The sequence below is a fragment of the Cupriavidus necator N-1 genome (genome assembly GCF_000219215.1).
Taxonomy (GTDB): Bacteria; Pseudomonadota; Gammaproteobacteria; order Burkholderiales; family Burkholderiaceae; genus Cupriavidus; species Cupriavidus necator.
Genome location: NC_015727.1, coordinates 880,687 through 904,910 on the forward strand (window position 1 = coordinate 880,687; position 24,224 = coordinate 904,910).

Sequence of the window (24,224 nt, forward strand, 5' to 3'; positions counted from 1 at the left end):
CATGTCCCGACTTGCCGAAGCAAACCGCATTCGCCGACTGCTATGGCTCAACCACGACAGCTACAGCGCGCCACTACTTGCCGGAAGCAGCCCGCCCTGGCTCGAAAGCGCCGCGTGTGCCGCGTGGATGCGCCAGGCGCAGGGACTCCTCGGCTCGGACGTGCTCACCGTGCCCCTCGCTGACATCGTGGCAGCCTGGCTCGTGCGCAACCCGGCACTGAAGGCAGAAATGGCTGGGAAGACCAGGCGTGCGCATCTTCCGCTGAAGGCGTGCCTGGCGAGCGCGCCACTACGCGAGCATACGGCGGCGCTCGCGACGGCGCTGCGGGCGGCGCTGCCCGATACGATCTTCACGCTCAAAATACCAACGCCGCGCGACTGGGCGGGCCAGACGCTCGCGCTCGCCGGCGGGCCGCCGGACGTTGAGGTCGATGAAGACGCTGCCGACGCCGCAGCAGCCAGTATCGCCGACTTCCTGCGGGTGTTCGCTACCACGGGGGTCGATGCGGTAGTACTGGACGAATTGCGCGCCTGGGATGAGGACGATGCAGCGCACTGGCTCGAACTCTATCAGCCCGTGACGAATGTCGCGCGGCACTATGGCTGGGATTGGGGGCTGCGGCTTCCGGCGGCGGTCAAATTCGGCCAGGGGCCGGGCCCCGACTTCACGGTGGCGCCGTCGACCTGCTGCCACGGGCCGGTCGGGCTCCTTGTGCCGGAGGCATTCTGGAGCGATGACGATCTGCCGGCGCCGCAGCCGAATACGTTCGACGTCGCGGACATTCCCGCGACGGCGCGTCCGGAGACCGTGCTCGCACGGCTTGCCGTCTTGCGGGAAAGGCGATTGACATGGTGACCGAAGGCGAACTGATGTGGACGCCCGACGAGACGTTCACGCGCGGCTCCAATATCGCCCGCTTCATGCGCTGGCTCGCCGCCCATCGCGATCTGGCGTTTGCGGACTACGATGCGCTGCGGCGGTGGTCCATCGACGAAGCCGACGCGTTCTGGAGGGCGGTCTGGGAATACTACGACGTGCAGCACGATGGCTCGGCGCAGCGCGTGACTAACGGCGCGCCCATGCCGGATACCCGCTGGTTCCCCGACGCGCGCGTGAACTACGCGGAGCACTTGCTGCGGCACGCCGCGCACGCCGATCCAACGCATCCGGCGTTTCATCACGCGGCCGAGGCGCAACCTTTGCAGGTGCTGACGCTGGTGGGCCTCGCGGGCCAGGTGAGGCGCATCGCGACGCGCCTGAGGGAATTGGGCGTGGAACCGGGCGACCGCGTCGTCGCTTATCTGCCGAACGTGCCCGAGTGCGCGGTCGCGATGCTCGCGACCGTCAGCATCGGCGCGGTGTGGTCATCGGCGGCGATTGACTTCGGCGTGCGTACCGTGGTCGACCGGTTCCAGCAGATCGCCCCCAAAGTCCTGATCGCTGCAGACGGCTACCGTTTCGGCGGCAAGGTGTTCGACAGGGCTGGGGAAGTACTCGAGATCGCGCGATCGCTGCCCTCACTGAAGACGCTCGTCTGGCTGCCGAACATCGGCGGCGAGATGCCGGTGGAAACGTCGTCGCTTTCGTGCGAGGTGCTGGCGTGGGATGCGCTGCTGTCCGGCGCCGACATACCGGCCGACGCGTTCCGCTTCGAGCGCGTGGGCGCCGAACATCCGCTGTGGATCGTGTTTTCTTCCGGCACGACCGGCCTGCCCAAGGCCATCGTGCATAGCCACGTCGGCGTGTTGATCGAGCATCTGAAGCTGATGCATCTGCACATGGACCTGCACGCCGGCGACGTCATGTTCTTCTACAGCACGACCGGCTGGATGATGTGGAATCTGCTTGTCGCGGCGCTGATGACCGGTGCGTCCGCGGTACTCTACGACGGCAGCCCGATGCTGAGCGGTCCCGAGTGCCTGTGGCAGCTCGCTGCAGACACCGGCGCGACCAGCTTCGGCTGCAGCCCGACCTTCGTGCAGATGATGGAGAAGGCCGGCATCGCACCGGGCCGGCAGTTCGACCTTTCGCACCTCAGGAGCGTCGTGCTGAGCGGCGCGCCGAGCACACCGGAGACGTTCGCGTGGTTCTATCGCTGCGTGAAGCCCGATCTGTGGGTCACGTCGCAGTCGGGCGGCACCGAGCTGTGCAGTGGGCTCGTCGGTGCAGTCCCGGTACTGCCGGTGCGGGCGGGCGAGATCCAGGCGCGCATGCTCGGGATGGCGGTGGACGTCTGGAACGACGCGGGCGAGCCCGTGGCCGACGAGGTCGGCGAGCTGGTCGTCACGCAGCCTGCGCCGTCGATGCCGATCTTCTTCTGGAACGATGAAGGCAGCGCGCGTTACCGCGAGTCGTACTTCGAGTACTTTCCCGGCGTCTGGCGGCACGGCGACTTCATGCGCCTGACGCCGGACGGCGGCTGCTATATCTACGGCCGCGCGGACTCGACACTCAACCGCTATGGCGTACGGATCGGCTCGGCGGAGATCTATCGCGTCGTCGAGGAAATCGAAGCGGTGGCCGACAGCCTGGTCGTGTGCTGCGAGCTGCCTGGCGGAGGCTTCTTTATGCCGCTGTTCCTGCGGCTGCGCGATGGCTCGACGCTCGACGACACGCTGCGTGCGCACATCGCCGAACGGCTGCGTACGCTGTGCAGTCCGCGCCATGTGCCGGACGTCATGGTCGAGATGGCGCAGATTCCCTACACCCTGACTGGCAAGAAGATGGAGGTGCCTGTGCGCAAGGTCCTGATGGGGCATCCGGTCGAGCAGGCGGCGAGCCGCGACGCGATGGTCAATCCCGACGCGCTGGATGCATACGTGGCGCTCGCCGGCACGGTGCCGCGATGATGGCGGCTTCCGATAACCCCGGCGTAGTAGCGCCCGTGATGCGCGGCGACGAGCAGGCGCCGCACGAAGCGGCCTGCCTGCGGCCGTTCTGCTGCAATCCGTTCGGCGCGCTGTCCGCCGCCCTGTCTGCGTACGCGGGCGTCGGCGGGTGGACGCCGCCGTTGCCCGACGCGATTGGGAAGGACGAACGCGGTGATGCTTGAAGGTGTCGCGGGAATAGGGCACGATGTGCCGACAAACCAACCGCCCGGACGATCGTGACCGTCTCTCCGAACCCGAATCGACGCGGATTGCGTCAGGATGGCCCGACGCTTGACGTCAATCTTCGCGAGTACAAGTTCTTTCCGCCTGCCGCTCGCCCGGGCGCGATCGTCCGTCACGCATTGCTGGAACGCGTGACGCGGATGGGCGTGCCGCACGTTGTAATCCTGCAGGCCCCGCTGGGCAGCGGCAAGTCCACACTACTACAGCAGATCATGGATGGCGGCCACGCCAAGCACTGGGCGATGGCCTGGCTGACACTTGACGAAAACGATAACGATCCGCGCCGCTTCGAGGCGTACTTTATCGCGCTCGTGGCGCGCATGGTCGCTAAAGCCGGGGTGACCATGACGGCACAGTCGCGCGTGACGACGGACAACATGCTCGACTGGGTGCTCGCTCAGATCGCGCAGATCCCTGGGCCGCTCGGATTTTTCATCGACGACTTCCAGTGGATTCATGAGGCCGCAATCCTGCGCTTCTTCCGCGACCTGCTGCGCGCGCTCCCCGGACGATGTCGGGTGTACATCGGTTCGCGCAACCTCCCGAACATCGGGGTGAGCGCACTGCTCGTGGCCGAGGAGGCCCTCGTGCTGCGCATGGAGGACCTGCGTTTCTCAGCGAAAGAATCAGCCGAACTCCTGATTAGCGCGGGCGATGAAACGTTCGACGCGGAAACGGCGTCGTTCGTCCAGGCCCGGACCGAAGGCTGGCCGGCCGGCGTGCAGCTATTCAAGCTCGCGCTCGTACGCGCCGACATCCGGCACACGCTCGAGGAGACGCGCGATATCGCCCCGCTCGAGCTCGTACGATATCTCTCGGAAAATACGCTGTCGCTGCAACGCGACGAGGTACAGATCTTCTTGCTGAAGACGTCGCAACTGCGGCGCTTGAGCGGTCCGCTCTGCGAGGCAGTGACTGGCATACATCGGGCGGACGCCTTGTTGCAGGAACTCGAACAAGGCGGATTGTTTCTCGAGGCACTCGACGGGAGTCCCGGCTGGTATCGCTATCACAGCCTGTTCGCTCGATTCCTGGCGGAGCGGTTCGGCCACGAACGTCCCGATGGCGTGCTCGACGTGCATCGACGCGCCGCACTCTGGTACGCGGACCACGGCGTACCGGAGGAAGCGATGTTCCATGCGGTCGAATCGCGCGAATACGCGCTGGCGATCAGGACGCTCGACGAGTGGGCATCGCGGCTCATCGCGGGGGCCGAACTGGTGACGGTCGCGTACTGGTTCGACAAGCTGCCACTGCAAGAAGTGATCGCCAATCGAAGCCTCTCGGTGAAGATCGCATGGGCGCTGGTGTTCCTGCGTCGCGGCGGCCCGAAGCATCCCCTGCTGTTGTATCTCGAAGCAACCCGTGCGCAAGGCGGCAATCCCGAAGCGCATAGTCCCGACGTGGTGCTGGCGATGGCCACGCTGTTCAATAACGACTTGCGTGGCGCCACGCGTCTCGCGAACGTGCCGGCGCTGCAGCATCCCGCACGTGAAATCTTCGAGGCGTTCGAACTCGGCGCGGCTGCCAACCTGCTCGCATTCAGCGCAATGGCTGCGTGGCACGAAGAAGAAATCAATCATTTGCTCGTGCTGGCGGACAGCCACAACGATTACGCCCAAGCGGCGTTCAGCCACGGATACACGCTCGCTTTGCGGTGCATGCTGCAGGTCCTCGGCGGGCGGCCGCGGCTCGCGACAGAGGCGCCGCGCGCGACGTCCGGCACCCGACCTTACGTTAACCGCGGGATGGCGGCTGCGGCGCTGGCGGCGGCGCGCATCTGGGCATGCTACGAGGCGGACGCGCTTGACACTGCCGAACGTCTCGCGACGCAGTTCGAGGAAGACATCACGCTCGCCGCGGTCCCGGAGTTCATCGCGCTATCGATGGTATCGATCGCGCGCGTCCATGTCGCCCGCGGGCGGATGATGCAGGCAGGCGACACGCTCGACACGCTGGAGCGCCTGAGCTTCCAGAGTCAGTGGTCCGGCGTGCGCGAGATGGTTGCCTGGGAGCGCCTCTATCTTGCGGGACGAAGCGGCGACGCGGCGCGCATGGAAGTGCTTCTGCCACACGTGTCAGGCGACGCAGCGCCACCGGACCCTGTATGGATTCCTGTGACGGAAGCGCTGAGCGGACCGCTGCTGGGAAGAATACGACTCGCATTGCAGCAGCGTCGACTCGATCGGGCGGCCGACCTGCTCAAGTCGGCGCTGGCCATCGTGCCAGTCCGGCCGCTGTTGTCGGTCAAGCTGAATGTGCTGCAGGCATTGGTCCAGCACAGACAGGGGCAGACGAGGCTTGCGCTTCGTACGTTTCAGCACGCGTGCGAGACGGCGCGCAGCGGTGGCTGCTACCGGGCACTGCTCGACGAGGGCGCGGAGCTGGCCGTCATGCTGGATCCGGTAACCGGATCGGAGGTAGATCGCGCCCCTCCGCCCGCTGCACCTCGCGCTCGCAAAGCTGCCTGGTTCGACACGCTTTCGCAAAGAGAGCACGAGATCCTGCATCTGTTGTGCAGCGGGGCATCGAACCGCGAGATATCCGAAAGGCTGTTCCTCTCGGAAAACACAGTGAAGTTCCATCTGAAGAAGCTCTACCTGAAACTGGATGTCAAGAATCGAGCGCAGGCGATTCTCAAGGCGCAGGCGGAAATCCGGTGACTGGCGCGAGCCCGTTGGGCGAATCTAGCCCTGTGTAGGTCGCGCCGAGCCGCATACTGGCGGAATTGGCCGATGAGAGGCGTCTGGCCGGGGCGATGGGCCGGAAAGTCATGAGCGGACATGCGAGTCAGAGATTCGATTGTCTTTATATCGGCCGTATCGGTCGCTCGGTTCAGCTTTGGCGGATGACCGCCAAGGGTCGAGCAAGAGACCGTTCATGGCCTGCGGATTCAAGACAGCTAAAGCGACCGCGCCGCTGAGAGCGATGGTCACGGTGGCATATCCCTGCTGAGCGCGGAACGTCGGCAGGCCAGCGAAAAGCCCGATGACGCTACCCCAACGCTCCCGCGGTAGCTGGGCGAACGGAAGCTCTTAAACGTATTGGAACCATCCTCCCGCAAGCAGACCAACCATATGCTTTGTTTGGCAGACCGGGGCGCGTGACATAGCCAATCGATCCAAGCTACGAAGCCCCATGGAGATATACGATATTTTCACGCGTCGGCCGAAACGAGCCGTCCGGCGATAGGGCCGCCCTTTCCATCCGAAAGGCTTCGGTGAGTGACCGCACTGTTGGTCGGCTAGATACGGCAGCGACGGGGGAGACGGTCTCTGTGGGGAGTTGAGACGACCAGCACGCGGGCGAAGATAGCGCGTGGCTCAAATGACTGTCTGAACCATCCAACCAGAATGGCAGAAGGTACCCGGCACTGACCATGCTGGGGGCCTTCGGCTGTCCCTAGCCATAGAGTGGCGGATATCCTCCAGCGAGGAACGGTACAGGGTTCCCTTTCAAAGGTAAGCGTAAAAATTGAACCGGAATAACCATTCGTCCTACGCGCGATCTTTGCCTTTCCCTCGCCCATGCTGGGGTAGACCGCTGCGCGGTCGGGCAACCAGGGCGAGCAGTCGACGCTGGAGTACATGCCCCACCGCCAAATCCCCTAATGCCCACATCAAACCGCGTTTTCCTCGCCCGCTTACACAACGTTGATGGCCAATGCTCTATCAGCTGCACGGCGGTTAATTGCGTTTTCGCCCAGGGCCGATAGAATGGCTCAGGTCTTAGCAAGACCTTCCTGACTAATGTGTTGGCGATCCGCACAGAAATCCGCTATACCGTGCAGCCCCTGCAAAGCCACCTTGCTCATCCGATCGATTCTCAGGCCGGCCTGGGGATATAGTTATTCGTATGCTAGGTTCGGGGGGTCAGATCATGCGCAGCCCGCGTAAGCATCCATCGGCAAAATTTTCGCCTTCTAAGCCTGACTTTGTCGCGGGCGAGCGGTATTTCCGACAGTTCGCGGGTGCCTTGCCGCACATAGTTTGGACAGCCAAGCCCGATGGTTGGGTTGACTACGTCAACCAGCGGGGAGTGACCTATACTGGCCTCGCGCTCGATCAAATATCGGGTTGGGGTTGGGGGCAAGGGGTCCACCCGGATGATCTGCAAGCCACGATTGATCGTTGGAAGGTGGCCATAAACAGCGGAAGTGAATTTGAAATTGAATTCCGTATGAAAAGAGCTGCCGATGGTGCGTATCGATGGTTTCTTTGCCGCGCGTTACCGTTTAAAGACGTCAACGGAAATATCATCAAGTGGTTCGGCACCGCCACCGACGTCGAGGACCAAAAGCAGGCGCAGGCTGCGGCCGAGCGGGCCAACCGCGCGAAATCGGATTTCCTGTCCAGCATGAGCCACGAGTTGCGCAGCCCGCTCAATGCGATCCTCGGTTTCGCACAGTTGATGGCCTCGGATTCTCTGCCACCAACTCCCTCGCAGCAGGCCAGCATCGACCAAATTTTGAAGGCGGGATGGCACTTGCTCGAACTGATCAATGAGGTACTTGATCTCGCAAAAATTGAGGCCGGCCAGGCATCGCTCTCGCCAGAGCCGGTATCCCTGTCGGACGCCTTGCGCGAATGCCACTGCATGATCGAGCAGCAGGCGCTGAAGCGCGGCATTCGCATGCGCTTTCCATTGCTCGATTCCCCGTGTTTTGTCCGCGCTGATCGCACCCGGCTGAAGCAGATTCTTGTCAACCTCCTTTCCAACGCCATCAAATACAATCGTGATCAAGGAACGGTCGAAGTGAGTGTGACCACGGGGGAGCGAGTTCGCATCAGTGTACGCGACACCGGCGCGGGATTAGCACCGGAACGGCTGGCACAACTATTTCAACCGTTCAACCGCCTTGGGCAAGAAGCCGGGCCTGAGGAAGGCTCGGGCATCGGCCTTGTGGTGACCAAGCGACTGGTGGAACTGATGGGCGGGACCATTGGCGCTGAAAGCACGGTTGGCGCGGGCAGCGTATTTTGGGTAGAACTGGGTGCGGCAAGCGCCCCGGAGATGACAGACGAGAGCGCCGGGCCTGGGGTATCAGCCTACGCACAACTAGAGAACCGCTCTTCGCCGCATACCCTGTTGTATGTCGAAGACAACCCCGCCAACCTGAAGCTGGTTGAGCAACTCATCGCGCGTCGGACCGATATGCACCTACTGACTGCCGGAACCGGGGCGCTCGGCGTCGAACTCGCGCGCACTTCATTGCCAGAAGTGATTATGATGGACATCCACCTGCCGGACATTAACGGCGTCGAAGCGCTGAGAATGCTTCAGGAAGACCGGAGGACAGCGCATATTCCCGTCATCGCCCTCAGCGCAAACGCGATGCCGCGCGACATTGAGAAGGGCATCAAAGCAGGTTTTTTTCTCTACCTGACCAAGCCGATCAAGCTCAATGAATTTATGGAGGCACTGAACACAGCTTTAGAAAGGACGAAACATGAGACTGGTCAGGAGCAATGAAGTAGGACGCTCGATATGCTCAGCTTATCCGACATTCTTGGGGCAAGAATCCTGATCGTCGACGATCTGGAGGCCAATGTCCTGTTGCTTGAGCAAATGCTTCGCGGGGCCGGCTATACTTGCGTCATGTCAACGACGGATCCGCGTGTGGTTAGCGAGCTTCATCGCAAGAGCCGCTATGACCTTATCTTGCTTGATCTCCAGATGCCTAGCTTGGACGGGTTCCAGGTCATGGACGCCCTTAAGGAAGTCGAGCCTGAGAGCTACCTTCCGGTGATCGTAATCACTGCCCAGTCTGATCACAAGTTGCGCGCACTGCAAGCCGGTGCGAAGGACTTCGTCAGCAAGCCGTTTGATCTGGCCGAAGTACTCATGCGGGTTCACAACATGCTGGAAGTGCGTCTGTTGCACAGGGAATCGTTGAAATACGGCAAAGCACTAGAGCAGAAGGTGCGCGAACTGGAAGCTAGCCGAGAGACAATCGTTCGCCAGAGTGATGAACTCAAGCGTCTTTATGAAAAGCTCCTTCACGAACAACAGGTATCCGAGCGCCTGTTGCTGACCCTGCTGCCCTCCCCCATAGCCGAGCGTTTGAAGGCCCGATCCGAGCTTATCGCAGCTAGCCCTCCGGAAGTCATCGCCGACAACTTCCAGGAGGTATCCGTGTTGTTCGCGGACATCGTGCAGTTCACCCGTTTTTCTGCTGGCATGAGTCCCAATGGACTCGTGGCCGTACTAAATGAAATCTTTGCCGATTTTGACAATATCGCTGACAGGCGCGGACTGGAGAAAATTAAGACGATCGGCGACGCTTACATGGCAGCCTCCGGTCTACCTATGCCGGCGGACGATCATGCCGAACGGGCGGCGCATATGGGGCTGGATATGATCGAGTCGCTGGAAGAATTCAGTAAGCGAAGCGGCCATAGCCTGCAGTTGCGCGTCGGTATCAACAGCGGTGCGGTGGTAGCCGGTGTTATCGGCAGGCGAAAGTTCATTTACGATCTTTGGGGTGACGCCGTTAATATTGCTAGCCGGATGGAGTCCCATGGCGTAGCTGGTCGCGTGCAGGTAACGGAGGCTACCCGACAGCGGCTAGGAAAATCATTCAAGGTCGAGGAGCGCGGTACGATTGCGGCCAAGGGCCTAGGTGAGCTGCGTACGTGGTTCCTGATTGGAAGAACCGGAAATGCCCCCGATTGAAGCCGCGCCCTTGGCTTCGGCTCGGCCGGCCCCCATTGATCCTGTCGCGCGAATACCGAAGGGATCTAGCAGCCTCAGAGTGGGCGTGATTTCTACACTCTCAAGGTCGTAGTCTGTGGCGGCGCTCAATAGTCCCCACGGGAGGACAGGTCGCTGCCTGCGCAGAAGCATTCAGTGCCTCCGAGCACCCCGACGTATAGACCGGGATCGTCATCCAGCGTGTTAAGAGCAGCGTCCAGCGCGTCGGCCAACTGCCGGTTGACCGCATTGCGCTTGCCCTCGCGCCTCAACGTTATCGTGAGGATATTACCTTCCCGGTGGAGACCGACGTATTCGCTCGAGTTCACGGTGCCTCTGATGCCAATTCGCCCTTTCGATTTGTGATGCGATTATTCAGCGGTGAAGACGACACGCCCGACCGTGGACCGGCTCTGGGCGTGCTCCAGCGCCGCATCAAAGCGGTGCAGGGGGATGGTGTGCGTGACCAGTGGCTTGACCTTGCCGTCGCTCCACATCTCGAGCACCTCCCGCTCGAGGTCAAAGCGACGCCCGGGGTCGCGCTCCCCGAACTGCCGGTAGTCAACGCCGACCAGTGACGCGCCTTTGACGATGGCGAGATTGGACTTCAGCAAGGGGACATCACCGCCAGCAAAGCCCACCATGAGATGGCGCCCGCCCCAGCCAAGCGTGCGGAAGGCGGCGTCGGTCGCGTCGTTGCCGACCGGGTCGAACACGACGTCAACCCCGCTTCGCCCCGAGAGCGATTTCACTGCGTCTTTCCAATCGCCTGCGCCGTCCACCACCTCATCAGCGCCTGCAGCCAGCAACGCGAAGCGCTTCTGCGCCGTCGAAGCCACTGCGATGACGCGCGCGCCGAGCGCTTTCCCGACTTGGACGGCCGCGTAACCCACCCCGCCGGCGGCGCCGAGGACAAGTAGCGTCTCTTCCGTGACGAGTTCCCCGCGCTCGCGCAGGCCATAGAGCGCTGTCCCGAAGGAGACCGTGAGGACCGCGGCTTCCGGCATGCTGGCGTTGCCCGGTATGGGGTGCAAGTGGCTGGCCGGAAGACATACGTACTGCGCCCACACCGCACTGCCCGTACCGCATACGCGGTCACCAACCTTCAGGCCAGGCGCAACGCTGGGCCCGATTGCGTCGACAATCCCACTGAACTCCGAACCCGGGACGAACGGCGGCGTGAGCCTGACCTGATAGCCACCCCGGGCAATCAGCATGTCGACGAAAGAGATGCCGCTGGCCTCGATGCGGATGCGCACCTCGCCGTCCCCGGGTTCAGGGATGGCGACCTCGTCGAGCCGGATGGCATCGCTGCTGTCGTAGTGGTGGACCCGCAAGGCTTTCATCGTTCAAATCCTCTGAAAATCAACGAAACGCATGGCGTGGCGTGCTACTGCGCAGCACTGCCGAAGGCGAGGGAGTGGGAGGAGTATATTGATACGATTAGTGAATGGATATACATTCAGAGGGATATAACAAATCCGCTGTTCGCATGAATAAGGCTAACTTCTCAGAGGCAGAGGCATTCCTCGCCGTCGCGGACTTCGGCGGCTTCGGCGCCGCGGGGCGGGAGCTTGGCGTCACGCAGTCCACCATCAGCCGGCGCATCGCGGCGCTGGAGGCCCGCATGGGGCGCATGCTTGTGCAGCGGACCACCCGCCGCGTGAGCCTGACGGAAGCCGGGCAGACCTACGCCAACGAGTTGCGTGATGTGCTGCTACATCTGCAGGATGCCGAGGCTCGCGTACAGAACCAGGCGGCCGAGCCGGAAGGCTTGCTGCGCGTCACCATGCCGACGGCATTCGGCAGGATCTGCGTCCTGCCCTGCATTGCCAGGCTGGCTGAGCGCTACCCGCGCTTGCGCTTCGACGTGGATCTGTCGGATCGCTATGCCGATTTGCTCGATGGCTCGTATGACGTGGCCGTCAGGCTGGACGCGTCGCACCAGACAGGCGTGGTCACCAGCGTAGTCCAGTCCTTCGGCTTGCTGCTCTGCGCCTCGCCAGGCTACGAACGGCAACATGGCTTGCCCGCCAGCCCGACGGACCTGAGCACGCATACCTACCTGGCGTTACGCACCTATGCGCCCCGCCTGAAGTGGAATTCGCACTGGCGCGGAAAGAAGGTGGAAGTCGATCTGACGCCACGGATCATCGTCAGTGACTCCACGTCGCTTCGCAATCTCGTGATTGCAGGCGCCGGGCTCGCGGTCCTGCCGACCTACCTCGTCGCCGAAGACCTGGCGGCGGGATTCCTCGTCGACGCTTTGCCCGGTCTTGGCCTTCCGCGCCGGGACATGTACGTGGCATATCCGCGGCATCGCGGCGACCTCAGCAAGGTCAAGGTCTTTGTGGACGAGTTGAGCAGGATCGGGTGATCGTGCGGGTCCATCGGACCGCGGGAGACTGGCCGGCAGCGGCGCCATGGAGGCGCCCCGCGAGCAGCGTGGGTGGCAGTCGCCAAATATTCATCCCTTTGAACGAGGCAGGCCGTCCGGGCGCCACAAGATAATCCGTCTGCAACATGGGGCAGCAGCAGCGCGGTGCACCCAATCGAATGATTGCAGACCAGGAAGCCAGATGAATGAAGCCTTTCTCTATGACGCCGTCCGCACGCCGCGTGGCAAGGGGCGCGACACCGGAGCCCTGCATGACATCACGCCCGTTGCGCTGGCCGCGCAGGTGCTGCGGGCACTGCGCGAGCGCCACGCACTGGACCCGGCGCTGATCGAGGAGGTCGGCCTGGGAATCGTCATGCCGCTGGGCGAACAGGGCTCCGACCTGCCCCGCATCGCACTGCTGGCGGCGGGCTACGGAGACAGCGTGCCGGGCTACCAGCTCAACCGTTTCTGCGTGTCGGGACTCGACACCGTCAACCAGGCAGCGGCGGCGATCATGGCGGGCCAGATCGACGCGGCCGTCGGCGGCGGCATCGAATCGATGTCGCGCGTCGCCATTGGCTCGGACGGCGGTGCTATCTATACGGATCCGTCCATCACGAGGCAGTTTGCCTACATGCCGAACGGCGTGGCAGCCGACCTGATCGCCACGCTGGAGGGGCTGACGCGCCGCGACGTGGACGCCTACGCCATGGAAAGCCAGATGCGCGCGGCACATGCCAGCGCACAAGGCTATTTCGACCGCTCGCTGGTTCCCGTCCAAAACGTGATCGGCGAAACCGTCCTGGCGCGGGATGAAGCCGTGCGGCCCGCCACCAGCATGGACGATCTTGCAAAACTGGCGCCGGCGTTTGCCGCCCTGGGCAAGCAGGGTTTCGACGCCATCGCGCTGCAATCCTATCCGGAACTGGAACGGATCGAGCATCTGCACACCGGCGGCAGCTCCAGCGCCATTGTCGACGGCGCCGCCGCGGTACTGGTCGGCAGCAAGGCGTTTGGCGAGCGCACGGGGCTGAAACCGCGCGCTCGCATCCGGTACTTTGCGTCGATCGGCAGCGATCCCAACATGAATCTGGGCGGGCCCGTCCCCGTTACGCGGAAGCTGCTGGCGCGCAGTGGGCTGGGCATTGCCGACATCGACCTGTTCGAAGTCAACGAAGCGTTCTCGGTCGTGCCGCTGGCGTACATGCGAGCCTTAGATATCGACCATGCCAAGGTGAACGTCAACGGCGGTGCGATCGCGCTGGGTCATCCACTGGGCGCAACCGGCGCCATGCTGCTAGGCACGCTGCTCGACGAACTGGAGCGCCGCGGCCTGCACCGCGGCCTGGTGACCCTGTGCGCCGCTGCCGGGCAAGCCACGGCAACGCTGATCGAGCGTGTCTGAAGCACACCATTCGCCAGGCTTGCACTGCTGAATCCCGAACCAGGAAACGCATTGATGAATCCCATTTCCTTTTCCGTCGACCAAGACGGGATTGCACTGATCACCATTGACTGCGCCGATCTCCCCGTCAATGTCTACACGCCGGCGTTCACGGCGGGGATGACCCAGGCCGTGGAGCGTGTGCTGGCCGATGACGCGATCGTCGGTGCTGTCATCTCCTCCGCCAAGGACAGCTTCCTTGCCGGCGCCGACCTTAAAGCGGTACGCACACGCCTGGACGCCGCGCTGGCAGCAGGGCTGAGCGCAGTGCGCGGCTTTGTGGCCGAGAACCGCTTCATGCGCCACATGGAGACCGGCGGCAAACCGTTTGCGGCAGCAATCAACGGCACCGCGCTGGGTGGTGGACTGGAGCTGTGCCTTGCCTGCCACTATCGCGTCCTGTCCGATGCGGCCGATGCGCGTGTGGGGCTGCCTGAAGTCGGGGTCGGCCTGATGCCGGCCGGCGGCGGCACCCAGCGCCTACCGCGTTTGCTCGGTATCGAGACCGCATTGCCGCTGTTGCTCGAAGGCTCGGCCATGACACCCGCGCGCGCGCTTGCGCTTGGGATTGTGGACGAGATCGCGCCCCGCGCGGAGTTGGTGACGCGCGCAAGGCGCTGGCTGCTGGCCAATCGCGACGCACGCCAGCCATGGGACCGGGACGGTTACCGTATTCCCGGGTGCGCCGGCGCACTGGCCGGGCACGCATCGCGCAGCTTCTATGCCGGCATGGCCCAGGTCCGCAGCCGCACGCAAGGCAACTATCCGGCGCCACTCGCCATCCTCTCGGCGGTCTATGAAGGGACGCAGCTTCCCTTCGAGCGCGGCATGGCGATCGAAGCCCAGTACTTCGCACAGCTCGCGGCCAACCCGGTCGCACGCAATCTGGTCCGCACGCAGTTTGTCAACCGCAAGCGCTACGAGCGCCTGGCGCATCGTCCACAGGGTATCCCCCAGGCTTCCGTGCAGCGGCTTGGCATTCTCGGCGCCGGCATGATGGGAGCCGGCATTGCGCATGCAGCCGCCCTAGCCGGCATCGAAGTCGTGCTGATCGATACCACGCGCGAACGGGCAGCTGCCGGCCGGCGGCGCGCCATGGAGATTGCCACCGGCGCCAGCGCACCGATCACGGAAAGCGAAGCGGCGCACCGCGTGGGCAAGCTGATCAGGGCCACCGAGCGCTATGGCGATCTCGACGGTTGCGGTTTCGTGATCGAGGCCGTTTATGAAGATCGTGCCCTCAAGGCCGACGTGATCGCCCGTGCGGTGGCCGTACTGTCGCCCACCGCGATCCTTGCCTCGAATACGTCCACGCTGCCCATCACCAGCCTGGCCGCAGACACTGGCAAGCCGGAGCGCTTCATCGGCATGCACTTCTTCTCCCCGGTGGAGCGCATGCCCTTGTTGGAGATCATCCTGGGGGAGCGCACGTCGCGCGAAACCCTCGCGCACGCGATGGACCTGGCTGCCCGGCTGAAGAAGACGCCGATCGTGGTCAACGACAGCCCGGGCTTCTACACCAGCCGCATCTTCTGCGCATACGTCGACGAGGCCATGGCGATGCTTGCCGAGGGCGTCAAGCCGGCGCTGATCGAGAACGGCGCCCGCATGGCCGGCATGGCGACGAGCCCGCTGGCGGTGCTGGACGAAGTCTCGCTGGACCTGCAGCAGCGTGTGGTCAGGCAGGCGGAGGCTGATGCCGTGCCCGAGCCGCTGCGCCGCATCCACGCCCTGCCGGTCATCGCCCGCATGAACGCAATCGGGAGGCTGGGCCGCAAGCGCGGCGGCGGCTTCTATGACTACCCCGAGGGCGGCGAGAAGCGCCTGTGGCCGGGGCTGGCGGCGGAATACCCGCCGGCACGGCAACAGCCCGACGTGGAGAAAGTGAAACGGCGCCTGCTCTATATCCAGGCACTGGAATCGGTGCGTTGCCTGGAGGCGGACGTGATCGCAGCACCTGAAGACGCAGACATCGGCGCCCTCCTCGGCCTGGGCTTCCCGGCATGGACCGGCGGGCCGCTGTCGCTGGTCGACACCGTCGGCGTGCGCGCGTTCGTGCTTGCCTGCGATACGCTTGCCGACGCGCACGGCTCCCGGTTCCGGCCTACGCAGGCGCTGCGCGAGCGGGCATGGCGCGGCGAATCGTTCTACCGCACGGAAGCGGCATGAGCACAAAATGAAGGCTCTTCGAGCCCGAGCACGACCCGGGTGTCGCGGATCTACGCGGGAAGTTCGGAGATCATGCTGGAGATTGTCGGCCGCGCGCTGGGATTGTTGTAGCGCATGGGGTGGCGCGCAAAGATGCAAGGCCGGGGCCGCCCCAGTGTACCGCCCGACAAGAGAAAAAGGGCGCTTCCGTTGGCCGGAAACGCCATTCTTCTATCCCCTGGCGATGCGGTTTGCCATGCTCCAGCGGTGGACTTCCGAAGGGCCGTCGTAGATGCGGAATGCACGCATGTCCCTGAAAATGCGGGCGACAATGGTCTCGTCGGTCACGCCGCTGCCGCCCAGCACCTGGACAGAGCGATCCACGATGCGCCACAGGGCTTCGGAACAAATAACCTTGGCCTGGCTTGACTCGTGCCGGCCTTTCCCGCCCTGGTCCAGGACCCAGGCGCAATGCCAGACGGTCAGCCGGGAGATATGCAGTTCCATCTCGTTGTCGGCAAGCATGAAGCCTACGCCCTCGTGCTCGACCAGGCTACGGCCGAACGCGCGGCGCTGCCGGGCATAGTCCGCAGCCACGTCATGAGCACGCCGGGCGGCTCCAAGCCAACGCATGCAGTGGGTGAGGCGGGCGGGGGCGAGGCGCAGCTGCGCATAGCGGAAGCCTTCGCCCACCTGGCCGAGGACATCGGCGGCCGGCACGCGCAGCTTGTCGAAACGCACGACGCCATGGCCGCCGGTGAAGCAGGTGTCGAGTGCGTCCATCTGACGCTCGATCTCCACGCCGGGCTGGTCCATGTCGGCAAGGAACATCGTTGCCGTGCCGTCTTCCATGCGCGCCATGATTATGGCGAAGGTGGCGCCCGTGGCACCCGTAATGAACCACTTGCGGCCGGTGATGAGGTAGTCGTCGCCATCCTGCACCGCGATGGTCTGGAGCATGGACGGGTCCGCGCCGGCACCGGGCGACGGCTCCGTCATGCAGAAGCAGGAGCGTGTGTGTCCGTCGATCAGCGGTTGCAGCCAGCGCTTCTTCTGCTCCGACGTCGCGACGATTTCCATCAGGTGGATGTTGCCTTCGTCGGGGGCGTGGATGTTCAGCGCCACCGGACCGAGGGGCGAATACCCCGCTTCTTCGAAGACGATCGCCTTGTCGGCATGGCTCAGTCCCAGGCCGCCTGCTTCCTTCGAGGCGTGCGGCGTCAACAGGCCGGCAGCGCGGGCCTTTGCGACCAGTTCCGCGCGGAGAGCTTCGGTGGGTCCGTGCGCGGTCTGCCTGGGATCGCGCTCCATCGGCATGATGTGTTCCGCGATGAACTCGCGGGTGCGTGCCTGCAGTGACTGCTGCGCGGCGTTCAAACTGAAGTCCATATTCCTGTCTCGCTCAGGTGACGCCTGCCGGTGTGCGGTCGGCAGGCGGCTACATGCTTTGGCCGGGCCAAGCCGGGATGCCGCCAAGATTAGCGCCTGCGCACGCGCGGCACTTCATCCAAAGGGACGATTTTCCCGCATTTTGGCGCCGGTGCCGGCAAAGCACGCCATGGCTACAGCCTAGCCCCATGAGCGGATAGAATCGACGCGTGTCTCTCCAGCAGCAAGGCCCATCCAGATTGCCATGCGTACCCCGCCCGCCAAGTTCCTCGCTCCCCAGCGATTGCGCACGCACCTGACCCGGGACCGCCTGGCGGCGCCCGTCGTACAGGCCAGCGATGTGCGGCTCGTATCGGTCCAGGCACCGGCAGGCTTCGGCAAGACGAGCACGATGCTCGATATCCACGCGGCCTGCGTGGCCGCCGGCATGCGTACGGCGTGGTGCCAGCTTGGCGCCGCGGATAACGACTTCTCCATCTTCCTCGCATCCCTTAACGTGGCGGTGGACGCCCTGTGCGAGGCGGACGAAGGCGTGGTCGCCGCCAGGCAGGACAGCTTGCCGACGGATACGCTGGTCGACCGGCTGACGCGCTTCCCGATGCCGTTCGCCATATTCATCGATGACTTCGAGGCGCTCCACCACCCGGCCGCGCTGGAGTTCCTGCGCCAGTTGCTCGGGCAGATGCCGGCGCACGGCAAGTTCGTGGTCGGTTCGCGCGGCACGCCGGAACTGGGGCTCGGCAGGCTGCGCGCGCACGGACGGCTGCTGGAGATCACAACCGACGCATTGCGCTTCACCCTCGAGGAGACGGGCGCCTACCTGCGCGAGCGCATCGGGCAGGCGGTTTCCATGGACGACGTGCGCAAGCTGCACCGGCGCACGGAGGGCTGGGTCGTGGCGATCTGGCTGGCGGTGCTGGCGATGCAGCGCTGCGAGGATGTCTCGGCTTTCATCGGAACATTCTCCGGCTCCGATGCTGCCGTGGCCGACTACCTGGCCGAAGATGTGCTCTCGCGCCAGGTGCCGCAGGTGCAGGACTTCCTGCTGAAGACATCGCTGCTGAGCCCGTTCAGCGCCGACCTCTGCAATGCGGTGACAATGCGCGGCGACGGCGCCGCGATGCTGGATCGGCTCGCGCACGAGAACCTGTTTCTCACCAGCCTGGATGCGGCCGGACAGTGGTATCGCTATCACAGCCTGTTCTCCGACTTTCTCAAGGTCCGGTTGGCGCAGCTGCATGGCAGCGCGGAAATCGCCCGGCTGCACCGCCTGGCGAGCGAGTGGTTTATCGCACAAGGCCGGCCGGTGCCGGCCATCGAGCACGCGCTCAAGGCGGAGGATTTTCCCGCTGCGCTGGACTTGCTGCAGCAGCACGCAGACCCGTTGCTGTGGCAGGGGCGCGTTCGCCTGCTGGCACGCTGGTTTGAATGCCTGCCGCCCAGCAGCCTGTCGAACCGTCCACGGCTGAGGCTGGTGCAGGCCTGGGCGCTGACGTTCCTGCATCACGGCGACAAAGCCTTGCGCCTGCTCGAAGACATGCACGATGCCGGCGAGCGCGATGCCGAGATTGCCGCGCACATGCTTGCGCTGCATGCGTTCATCCTGGCGCTGACCGACAAGCTCGACCACGCCTACTCCGCATGGCAGGACTGCTTGCGCAAGCTCTCGCCAAGCCACGTGTTTCCCTACGGCGTGCAGCTCAATTCGCTGGCGTCCTGCCATATCTACCTGGGGCACTTCGACCAGGCGCGCCGGATGCTGGACAGCAGCCGGCAGGTCCACGCCGGGATCGGCGGCGGGGCGAACATGCGGGTGGCGCAATGCCTGGACGGGTCAATCGACCTGACCCAGGGGCGGCTACGCCAGGCGCTGACTCGCTTCCGCAGCGCGCACGAGCCCGACGCCAGCCGGCGCGAGCAACGCGTGGACGGGCAGGAGATCGCCGGCGCCTTCCTCGCCGAAGCCCTCTACGAAGCGGGGCGCGGCGATCAGGCGCAGCGGCTGCTGATCGCCTACCTGCCACTGATTCGCGAGGCGGCCTATATCGATCCCCTGATCGTCACGTTCGTGCTGTTGTGCCGCAGCGCGCTCGCCGACGGCCGCGAGGACGATGCGATGCAGTGGCTGCACGACTGCGAACAGATGGGCTACCGGACCGGCCTGCTGCGCATGGTCGCCAGCGCGCGGCTGGAGCGATCGCGCATCGCTGTGCTGTCCGGCGACCGCGATGGCGCGGAACTGGAACTGACGGCGGCGCAGGCGCTGCACGCCTGGTCGTTCGGCCCGGAGTTTGCGCCGCATGCCAACGACGTGGAGACCGTGGAGGTGGCGCGTTGCAGGCTGGCGATCGCGTTCGGCGACGCCGCCGGCGCCGCGCAGATGCTACGCGTTGCGCTGGCGCTGGCCCAGGCAGCACAGCGAGGGCGTCGGGCACTGAAGCTGCGCATACTGCTGGCGACAGCGTTGCAGGCGGCCGGCAACAGCGCGCTTGCCCTAGACGAGCTGGCGCCAGCACTGGAACTTGCTTCCAGTGAGGGCTTTGTCAGTACGTTCATCGACGAAGGCGAGCCGGTGGCGCGCCTGATCTGCGCCATGGGCACAGCGGGGGCGCGCGGCGGCCCGCGGCTTTCGCCGGCGGCCCGGGACCTGGTGGCGCAACTCGCGGGCATGTTTGCCGAACGCGCCGGCTCCGGGCCGGCCGGCACAGTGGAAGCCTTAGCGGACGCGCATCAAGTGCAGGCCAATCATGGCCTGACCAGGAAGGAACTGAAGGTGCTCGGCCTGCTGGCGGGCGGGATGGCCAACAAGGAAATGGCGGTCCGGCTCTTTGTCTCAGAAACGACCGTCAAGACTCACCTGCGCAGCATAAATGCCAAGCTCGGCGCTTCGTCGCGCACGCACGCGGTGGCCGTCGCGCGCAAGCTGGGGCTGATCGCCTGACGATACCGGCGCTGCGGGACAGCGCCGGCACGCACGCGGATCAGGTCTTCTGCTGCTTGACGTACTTGCAGCTGGACTGTGACAGCGGGCGGAAGGCCTTGTCGGCCGGGATGGTCGAGCGCAGCGTGTAGTAGTCCCACGCGTAGCTGGATTCCTCGGGCTTCTTGACCTCGAACAGGTACATGTCGTGGACCATGCGCCCGTCTTCGCGGATGCGGCCGTTCCTGGCGAACACATCGTTGACCGGTATCGCCTTCATGGCTGCCACGGTGGCCTTCGCCTCGTCGGTGCCGGCGGCGTTGACGCCCTTCAGGTAGTGGAGCACCGCCGAGTAGGTTCCAACCTGGACCATGGTCGGCATCTTCTTCTGCTTTTCGAAGAAGCGGCGCGACCACACGCGGGTCTCTTCGTTTCGGTCCCAGTAGAAGCCGTCAGTCAGGTACATGCCCTGGGTCGACTTCAGGCCTAGCCCGTGGATGTCGGTGATATGGATCAGCGACGCGGCCATGATCTGCCTGGGCGTGACGCCGAACTGCGCGGCCTGCTTGATCAGGCTTGCCGAGTCGCCGGCCGCGTTGGCCATAGCGATGACTTCCGCCTTCGAGGCCTGGGCCTGCACGATCTGCGACGAAAAGTCGGAGGCGCCGAGCGGGTGTTTCGCGCCGCCCACGACCTTGCCGCCGGCAGACTTCAGCGCTTCCTCGAACCCGTTGCGCAGCGCCTTGCCGCCGGCGTAGTCGGCCTCGATAAAATACCAGGTCTTGTGACCGGCTTCCGTAATGGCTCGCGCCGTGCCTTGCCCCTGCGAGAACTCGTCATAGGCCCAGTGGAGCGTGGTGGGCATGCAGTCTTCGTTGGTGATTCGTAGCGAGGCCGGGCCCGTAGGAATGACCACGCGATTCTTCTCGGCTGCGAGGTTCATCACGGCCAGTGTCACGGCGGAGGAAGGCAAGTCGACAATCATGTCCACGCCCTCGCGGTCGAACCATGTTCGCGCGATATTGGCGCCCACGTCTGGCTTGAGCTGCATGTCGGCGGAAAGCAGCTTGACCTTGAAGCTGGGCTTGGCTTGCGCCGTGAAGTCGTCGATGGCCATCTGCGCGGCCAGCACGGAGCCGCGGCCACTGGCATCCGCGTAAATGCCCGACAGATCGGTCAGCACGCCGATGCGGACTTCCCCGTCCGACAGGCCGGCCGGCTGCGCGGTGGCGGATGCCAGGCCTGGCGCGGCGCCGGCCAGTATCAGCACGGACAGCATGGACAGTGAAAGACGGGGACGGGCGCGTGCCCGGGATTGCTGCGACTTCATCGGATAGTCTCCTTGAATTGGCGCTTTGTGCCTGTATTGCGCGTGGACGGTTCTGGTGCCGTCGTCGCGTTTCGCTTTGCCTGGTGCTTGCAGTCAGGCGGTCTGCATCCTCTCCATCAAGTAATTGCCGTAGCGCTCGCGCAATCGCAGCTTGAAGAGCTTGCCCGTTGCCGTCAGCGGCATCTCGTCGATGAATACGACCGCATTCGGGAGCGACCATCTGACGATCTTGCCTTCCAGCTCGGCCAGCACTTCCTGCTCGGACACACTGCTGCCTGGCTTGCGCTGCACGACCAGCAGCGGGCGCTCGCCCCATCTCGGGTGGGCGGCTGCGATGCATGCCGCCAGATGCACGCCTTGCACATTGGCGGCGATGTTCTCGATCTCCACCGAGGAAATCCACTCACCGCCGGATTTGATGACGTCCTTGCTACGGTCCATGAGCCGCATGAAGCCGTCGTCGTCGATCTCGGCGATATCGCCGGTGGGCAGCCAGCCGTCCTGCAATGCAGATTCGGCGGCACCGTAGTAGCGGGCGATGGCCCAGGGCGCCCGCACCTGCAAGTCGCCGGCAATCCCGCTGCCCCAGGCGATTTCGCGGCCCTCTCGATCGACAACGCGTATGTCGGCGCCGGCTGCGGCACGGCCGGCGGTGCGGAAGATAGTCTTGCGCAGTTCGGCGTCCGACAGTCTCGTCTGGTGGTGCAGCGGCCGGGCGCACGTTGTCAGCGCGGCAGTTTCCGTCATGCCCCAGCCCTGGTAGATCTCGACGCCGAGCTGGGCGAAGCCTTCGATCATTGCCGGCGGGGTGGCCGCACCACCCAGCAGCAGCCGACGCAAGGTGCGCAAGCGCAGGCCATGCTGCTGCAGGTGACGCAGCAGCGTGAACCAGACCGTTGGCACGCCAATGGAGAACGTCACCCCCTCTTGCTCGACCAGGCGATGCAGCGATTCGCCGTCAAGCCGGTCGCCGGGCAGTACAAGCTTTGCACCGGTGAGTGTGGCCGAGAAAGGAGCCTCCCAGGCATTGGCATGGAACATCGGCACTACCGGCATCACCACGTCACGCGCCGAGAGGTTGTGCGCGTCGGGCAGTGCGCACGCATAGGCGTGCAGGACTGTGGCGCGGTGCGAATACTCCACGCCCTTGGGCAGGCCGGTTGTACCGGACGTGTAGCAAAGGAAGGCGGCGCTGCGCTCGTCCAGCTCGGGCCAGTCGTAGATGCCGTCCTGGCGCGCCAACAGGGCCTCAAAACCGGCCACGGCGATGCCATTCAGTTCCAGCCCATCGCCCGGCTCGGCCAGCATGATCCACTTCTCCACGCCCGGGCACTTCTGCGCGATGGACGAGAGCAGCGGCAGGAAGTCGGGCGAGAACACCACGAAGCGGTCCTGCGCATGGTTGACGATGTGCACGATTTGCTCGGCGAACAGACGCGGGTTGACGGTGTGGCAGATCGCTCCCATGCCGCTAACGCCGAAGTACAGCTCCAGGTGGCGATGATCGTTCCACGCCAGCGTGGCGATTCGGTCGCCCTGCTGGGCGCCCTGCGCAAGCAACATCTGCGCGACCTTGCGTGCGCGCTGTTCGCATTCTGCATAGGTATATCGATGCGTGCCGCCGTCGATCACCGACATGATTTCCGTCTTGCGGTGGTGGCGCGCTGCCCCATGCAGCAGAGTGGAAAGCAGCATGGGCATTTCCATCGAACAGGAAAGTGGCGCGGTGGTCATCCGGTTGTCTCCATCTGTCTTGTCGTTGTGGTGCACTGCCGAGCGGAATTCCCGAGATGGGCCGGCCACAGCCTGCGAGTCGATTATCTGCGGGGTTGGCGGGGCGTCGCCTCGTTCGAACGGATGAATCCACGGCCGCGCCGCGGCCCGGGTTTTCCCGCGGTTGCGGGGAGAGGATCGCGATGGCGCCGCTCGCAAATCATTCCTTCGAACGAGGCACGTGGCAGCGTTGCTGGAGATAATGCTTCAGCAGATAACGATGCGCCTGGGTGCGCAGGGGAATAGCTGGAAGGCAAATGTTCGAAGATCTCAACGGGAAACGGGTGCTTGTCACCGGCGCATTCGGCGGACTGGGCTCGCACTTCGCGAAGGTGCTGGCCGCTGCCGGCGCCCATGTGGCATTGGCCGGTCGCCGGCTGGATGCCGGCAACCGGCTGGCGGCGGAAATCCGGGCGGCCGGCGGCATGGCGTGCGTGGTGGAAATGGATGTCACCAGCGCGGACAGCGTTTCCGCCGCCTTCGACCGGGCAGTTGCAGATCTTGGCGCGCCGCTCGACTGCGTCGTCAACAACGCGGGCGTGGCGCTCACGCGCCCGGCGGTGGAATACACCGATTCCGACTGGCAGGGGGTTATTGACGTGAACCTGAACGGCGCCTGGCGGGTGGCGCGTGTCGCGGGCGAGCGCATGATTGTCCGCAAGCACGGCAGCATCGTCAACGTGGCTTCCATCTTGGGCCTGCGGGTAGCGCAGCAGGTGCCGGCCTACGCCGCCGCCAAGGCCGGGCTGATCCAGCTGACCAAGGCACTGGCGCTCGAATGGGCGCGCCACGGCGTTCGCGTCAACGCGCTTGCGCCGGGCTACATCGCAACCGCGCTCAATCGCGACTTCTTCGCCAGCGAAGCGGGCCAGGCGCTGATCCGGCGTGTGCCGCAGCGACGCCTCGGCCAGCCGGCGCATCTGGACGCTCCGCTTCTGCTGCTGGCGTCAGATGCGTCCGAATTCATGACGGGATCGGTGCTGGCCGTGGATGGCGGCCACCTCGTTTCGTCCCTCTAGACGCCGGGCCATCC

The 24,224-nt window shown here is 64.5% G+C and carries 16 protein-coding genes; 11 read left to right on the top strand and 5 right to left on the bottom strand.

Going from position 1 to position 24,224, the window contains the following annotated elements; all coding sequences use genetic code 11:
• Nucleotide 1 precedes the first annotated feature (1 nt).
• The 6 genes from CNE_RS34065 to CNE_RS34090 all read left to right on the top strand — a co-directional run bounded on the left by CNE_RS34065 (nt 2) and on the right by CNE_RS34090 (nt 9,789).
• On the top strand, nt 2–856 hold the full coding sequence (locus tag CNE_RS34065; protein WP_013959298.1) for a hypothetical protein: 855 nt from the start codon (nt 2–4) through the stop codon (nt 854–856).
• Nucleotides 850–2,850 (top strand): acetoacetate--CoA ligase, encoded by a 2,001-nt coding sequence (locus tag CNE_RS34070; protein ID WP_013959299.1) that lies wholly within the window; start codon nt 850–852, stop codon nt 2,848–2,850. The genes CNE_RS34065 and CNE_RS34070 overlap by 7 nt, the downstream gene beginning before the upstream one ends.
• Nucleotides 2,847–3,053, top strand: coding sequence for a hypothetical protein (locus CNE_RS34075; RefSeq protein WP_041229067.1), 207 nt, complete (start codon nt 2,847–2,849; stop codon nt 3,051–3,053). The genes CNE_RS34070 and CNE_RS34075 overlap by 4 nt, the downstream gene beginning before the upstream one ends.
• 54 nt (nt 3,054–3,107) lie before the next feature.
• Nucleotides 3,108–5,777, top strand: coding sequence for a LuxR C-terminal-related transcriptional regulator (locus tag CNE_RS34080; protein WP_013959301.1), 2,670 nt, complete (start codon nt 3,108–3,110; stop codon nt 5,775–5,777).
• 1,216 nt (nt 5,778–6,993) lie between these two features.
• Entirely contained in the window at nt 6,994–8,586 is a 1,593-nt protein-coding gene (locus tag CNE_RS34085) for a PAS domain-containing hybrid sensor histidine kinase/response regulator (protein WP_013959302.1), read from the top strand.
• A gap of 15 nt (nt 8,587–8,601) precedes the next feature.
• Nucleotides 8,602–9,789: an adenylate/guanylate cyclase domain-containing protein gene (locus tag CNE_RS34090; RefSeq protein WP_013959303.1), complete on the top strand. Its 1,188-nt coding sequence runs from the start codon at nt 8,602–8,604 to the stop codon at nt 9,787–9,789.
• Nucleotides 9,790–9,914: 125 nt separating this feature from the next.
• Here the strand turns inward: CNE_RS34090 and CNE_RS34095 are convergent, their stop codons facing one another.
• Both CNE_RS34095 and CNE_RS34100 read right to left on the bottom strand, forming a co-directional pair.
• On the bottom strand, nt 9,915–10,136 hold the full coding sequence (locus CNE_RS34095) for an enoyl-CoA hydratase-related protein (protein ID WP_041229068.1): 222 nt from the start codon (nt 10,134–10,136) through the stop codon (nt 9,915–9,917).
• Between the two features lie 42 nt (nt 10,137–10,178).
• Complete coding sequence (locus tag CNE_RS34100; protein ID WP_013959305.1) at nt 10,179–11,153, bottom strand: NADPH:quinone oxidoreductase family protein; 975 nt, start codon at nt 11,151–11,153, stop codon at nt 10,179–10,181.
• 146 nt (nt 11,154–11,299) lie between these two features.
• On the opposite strand from CNE_RS34100, the gene CNE_RS34105 reads away from it, so the two are divergent.
• The 3 genes from CNE_RS34105 to CNE_RS34115 all read left to right on the top strand — a co-directional run bounded on the left by CNE_RS34105 (nt 11,300) and on the right by CNE_RS34115 (nt 15,800).
• Nucleotides 11,300–12,184: a LysR family transcriptional regulator gene (locus tag CNE_RS34105; protein WP_041229069.1), complete on the top strand. Its 885-nt coding sequence runs from the start codon at nt 11,300–11,302 to the stop codon at nt 12,182–12,184.
• 202 nt (nt 12,185–12,386) lie between these two features.
• Nucleotides 12,387–13,592 carry an acetyl-CoA C-acetyltransferase gene (locus tag CNE_RS34110; protein WP_013959307.1) on the top strand — a complete coding sequence of 402 codons (1,206 nt, stop codon included), beginning with the start codon at nt 12,387–12,389 and terminating at the stop codon, nt 13,590–13,592.
• A 54-nt stretch (nt 13,593–13,646) separates the two neighbouring features.
• Complete coding sequence (locus CNE_RS34115) at nt 13,647–15,800, top strand: 3-hydroxyacyl-CoA dehydrogenase NAD-binding domain-containing protein (protein WP_013959308.1); 2,154 nt, start codon at nt 13,647–13,649, stop codon at nt 15,798–15,800.
• Between the two features lie 210 nt (nt 15,801–16,010).
• Here CNE_RS34115 and CNE_RS34120 read toward each other — a convergent pair whose 3' ends face one another.
• Nucleotides 16,011–17,168, bottom strand: a complete 1,158-nt coding sequence (locus CNE_RS34120; RefSeq protein WP_013959309.1) for an acyl-CoA dehydrogenase family protein — start codon at nt 17,166–17,168, stop codon at nt 16,011–16,013.
• 244 nt (nt 17,169–17,412) lie between these two features.
• On the opposite strand from CNE_RS34120, the gene CNE_RS34125 reads away from it, so the two are divergent.
• A complete protein-coding gene (locus tag CNE_RS34125) occupies nt 17,413–20,109 on the top strand; it encodes a LuxR C-terminal-related transcriptional regulator (protein WP_013959310.1) in 2,697 nt (898 codons plus the stop codon).
• A gap of 40 nt (nt 20,110–20,149) precedes the next feature.
• Here the strand turns inward: CNE_RS34125 and CNE_RS34130 are convergent, their stop codons facing one another.
• Together CNE_RS34130 and CNE_RS34135 are read right to left on the bottom strand one after the other, a co-directional pair.
• Nucleotides 20,150–21,418: an ABC transporter substrate-binding protein gene (locus tag CNE_RS34130; RefSeq protein ID WP_013959311.1), complete on the bottom strand. Its 1,269-nt coding sequence runs from the start codon at nt 21,416–21,418 to the stop codon at nt 20,150–20,152.
• 93 nt (nt 21,419–21,511) lie between these two features.
• A complete protein-coding gene (locus CNE_RS34135) occupies nt 21,512–23,152 on the bottom strand; it encodes a long-chain-fatty-acid--CoA ligase (protein WP_013959312.1) in 1,641 nt (546 codons plus the stop codon).
• Between the two features lie 296 nt (nt 23,153–23,448).
• On the opposite strand from CNE_RS34135, the gene CNE_RS34140 reads away from it, so the two are divergent.
• On the top strand, nt 23,449–24,210 hold the full coding sequence (locus tag CNE_RS34140) for an SDR family NAD(P)-dependent oxidoreductase (protein ID WP_013959314.1): 762 nt from the start codon (nt 23,449–23,451) through the stop codon (nt 24,208–24,210).
• The last annotated feature ends 14 nt before the right edge of the window (nt 24,211–24,224 follow it).

Coding starts and splice junctions, on each gene's coding strand:
- CNE_RS34065 (WP_013959298.1), top strand. CDS start 2: ATGTCCCGACTTGCCGAAGCAAACCGCATTCGCCGACTGCTATGGCTC.
- CNE_RS34070 (WP_013959299.1), top strand. CDS start 850: ATGGTGACCGAAGGCGAACTGATGTGGACGCCCGACGAGACGTTCACG.
- CNE_RS34075 (WP_041229067.1), top strand. CDS start 2,847: ATGATGGCGGCTTCCGATAACCCCGGCGTAGTAGCGCCCGTGATGCGC.
- CNE_RS34085 (WP_013959302.1), top strand. CDS start 6,994: ATGCGCAGCCCGCGTAAGCATCCATCGGCAAAATTTTCGCCTTCTAAG.
- CNE_RS34090 (WP_013959303.1), top strand. CDS start 8,602: ATGCTCAGCTTATCCGACATTCTTGGGGCAAGAATCCTGATCGTCGAC.
- CNE_RS34100 (WP_013959305.1), bottom strand. CDS start 11,153: ATGAAAGCCTTGCGGGTCCACCACTACGACAGCAGCGATGCCATCCGG.
- CNE_RS34105 (WP_041229069.1), top strand. CDS start 11,300: ATGAATAAGGCTAACTTCTCAGAGGCAGAGGCATTCCTCGCCGTCGCG.
- CNE_RS34110 (WP_013959307.1), top strand. CDS start 12,387: ATGAATGAAGCCTTTCTCTATGACGCCGTCCGCACGCCGCGTGGCAAG.
- CNE_RS34115 (WP_013959308.1), top strand. CDS start 13,647: ATGAATCCCATTTCCTTTTCCGTCGACCAAGACGGGATTGCACTGATC.
- CNE_RS34120 (WP_013959309.1), bottom strand. CDS start 17,168: ATGGACTTCAGTTTGAACGCCGCGCAGCAGTCACTGCAGGCACGCACC.
- CNE_RS34125 (WP_013959310.1), top strand. CDS start 17,413: ATGCGTACCCCGCCCGCCAAGTTCCTCGCTCCCCAGCGATTGCGCACG.
- CNE_RS34130 (WP_013959311.1), bottom strand. CDS start 21,418: ATGAAGTCGCAGCAATCCCGGGCACGCGCCCGTCCCCGTCTTTCACTG.
- CNE_RS34135 (WP_013959312.1), bottom strand. CDS start 23,152: ATGACCACCGCGCCACTTTCCTGTTCGATGGAAATGCCCATGCTGCTT.
- CNE_RS34140 (WP_013959314.1), top strand. CDS start 23,449: ATGTTCGAAGATCTCAACGGGAAACGGGTGCTTGTCACCGGCGCATTC.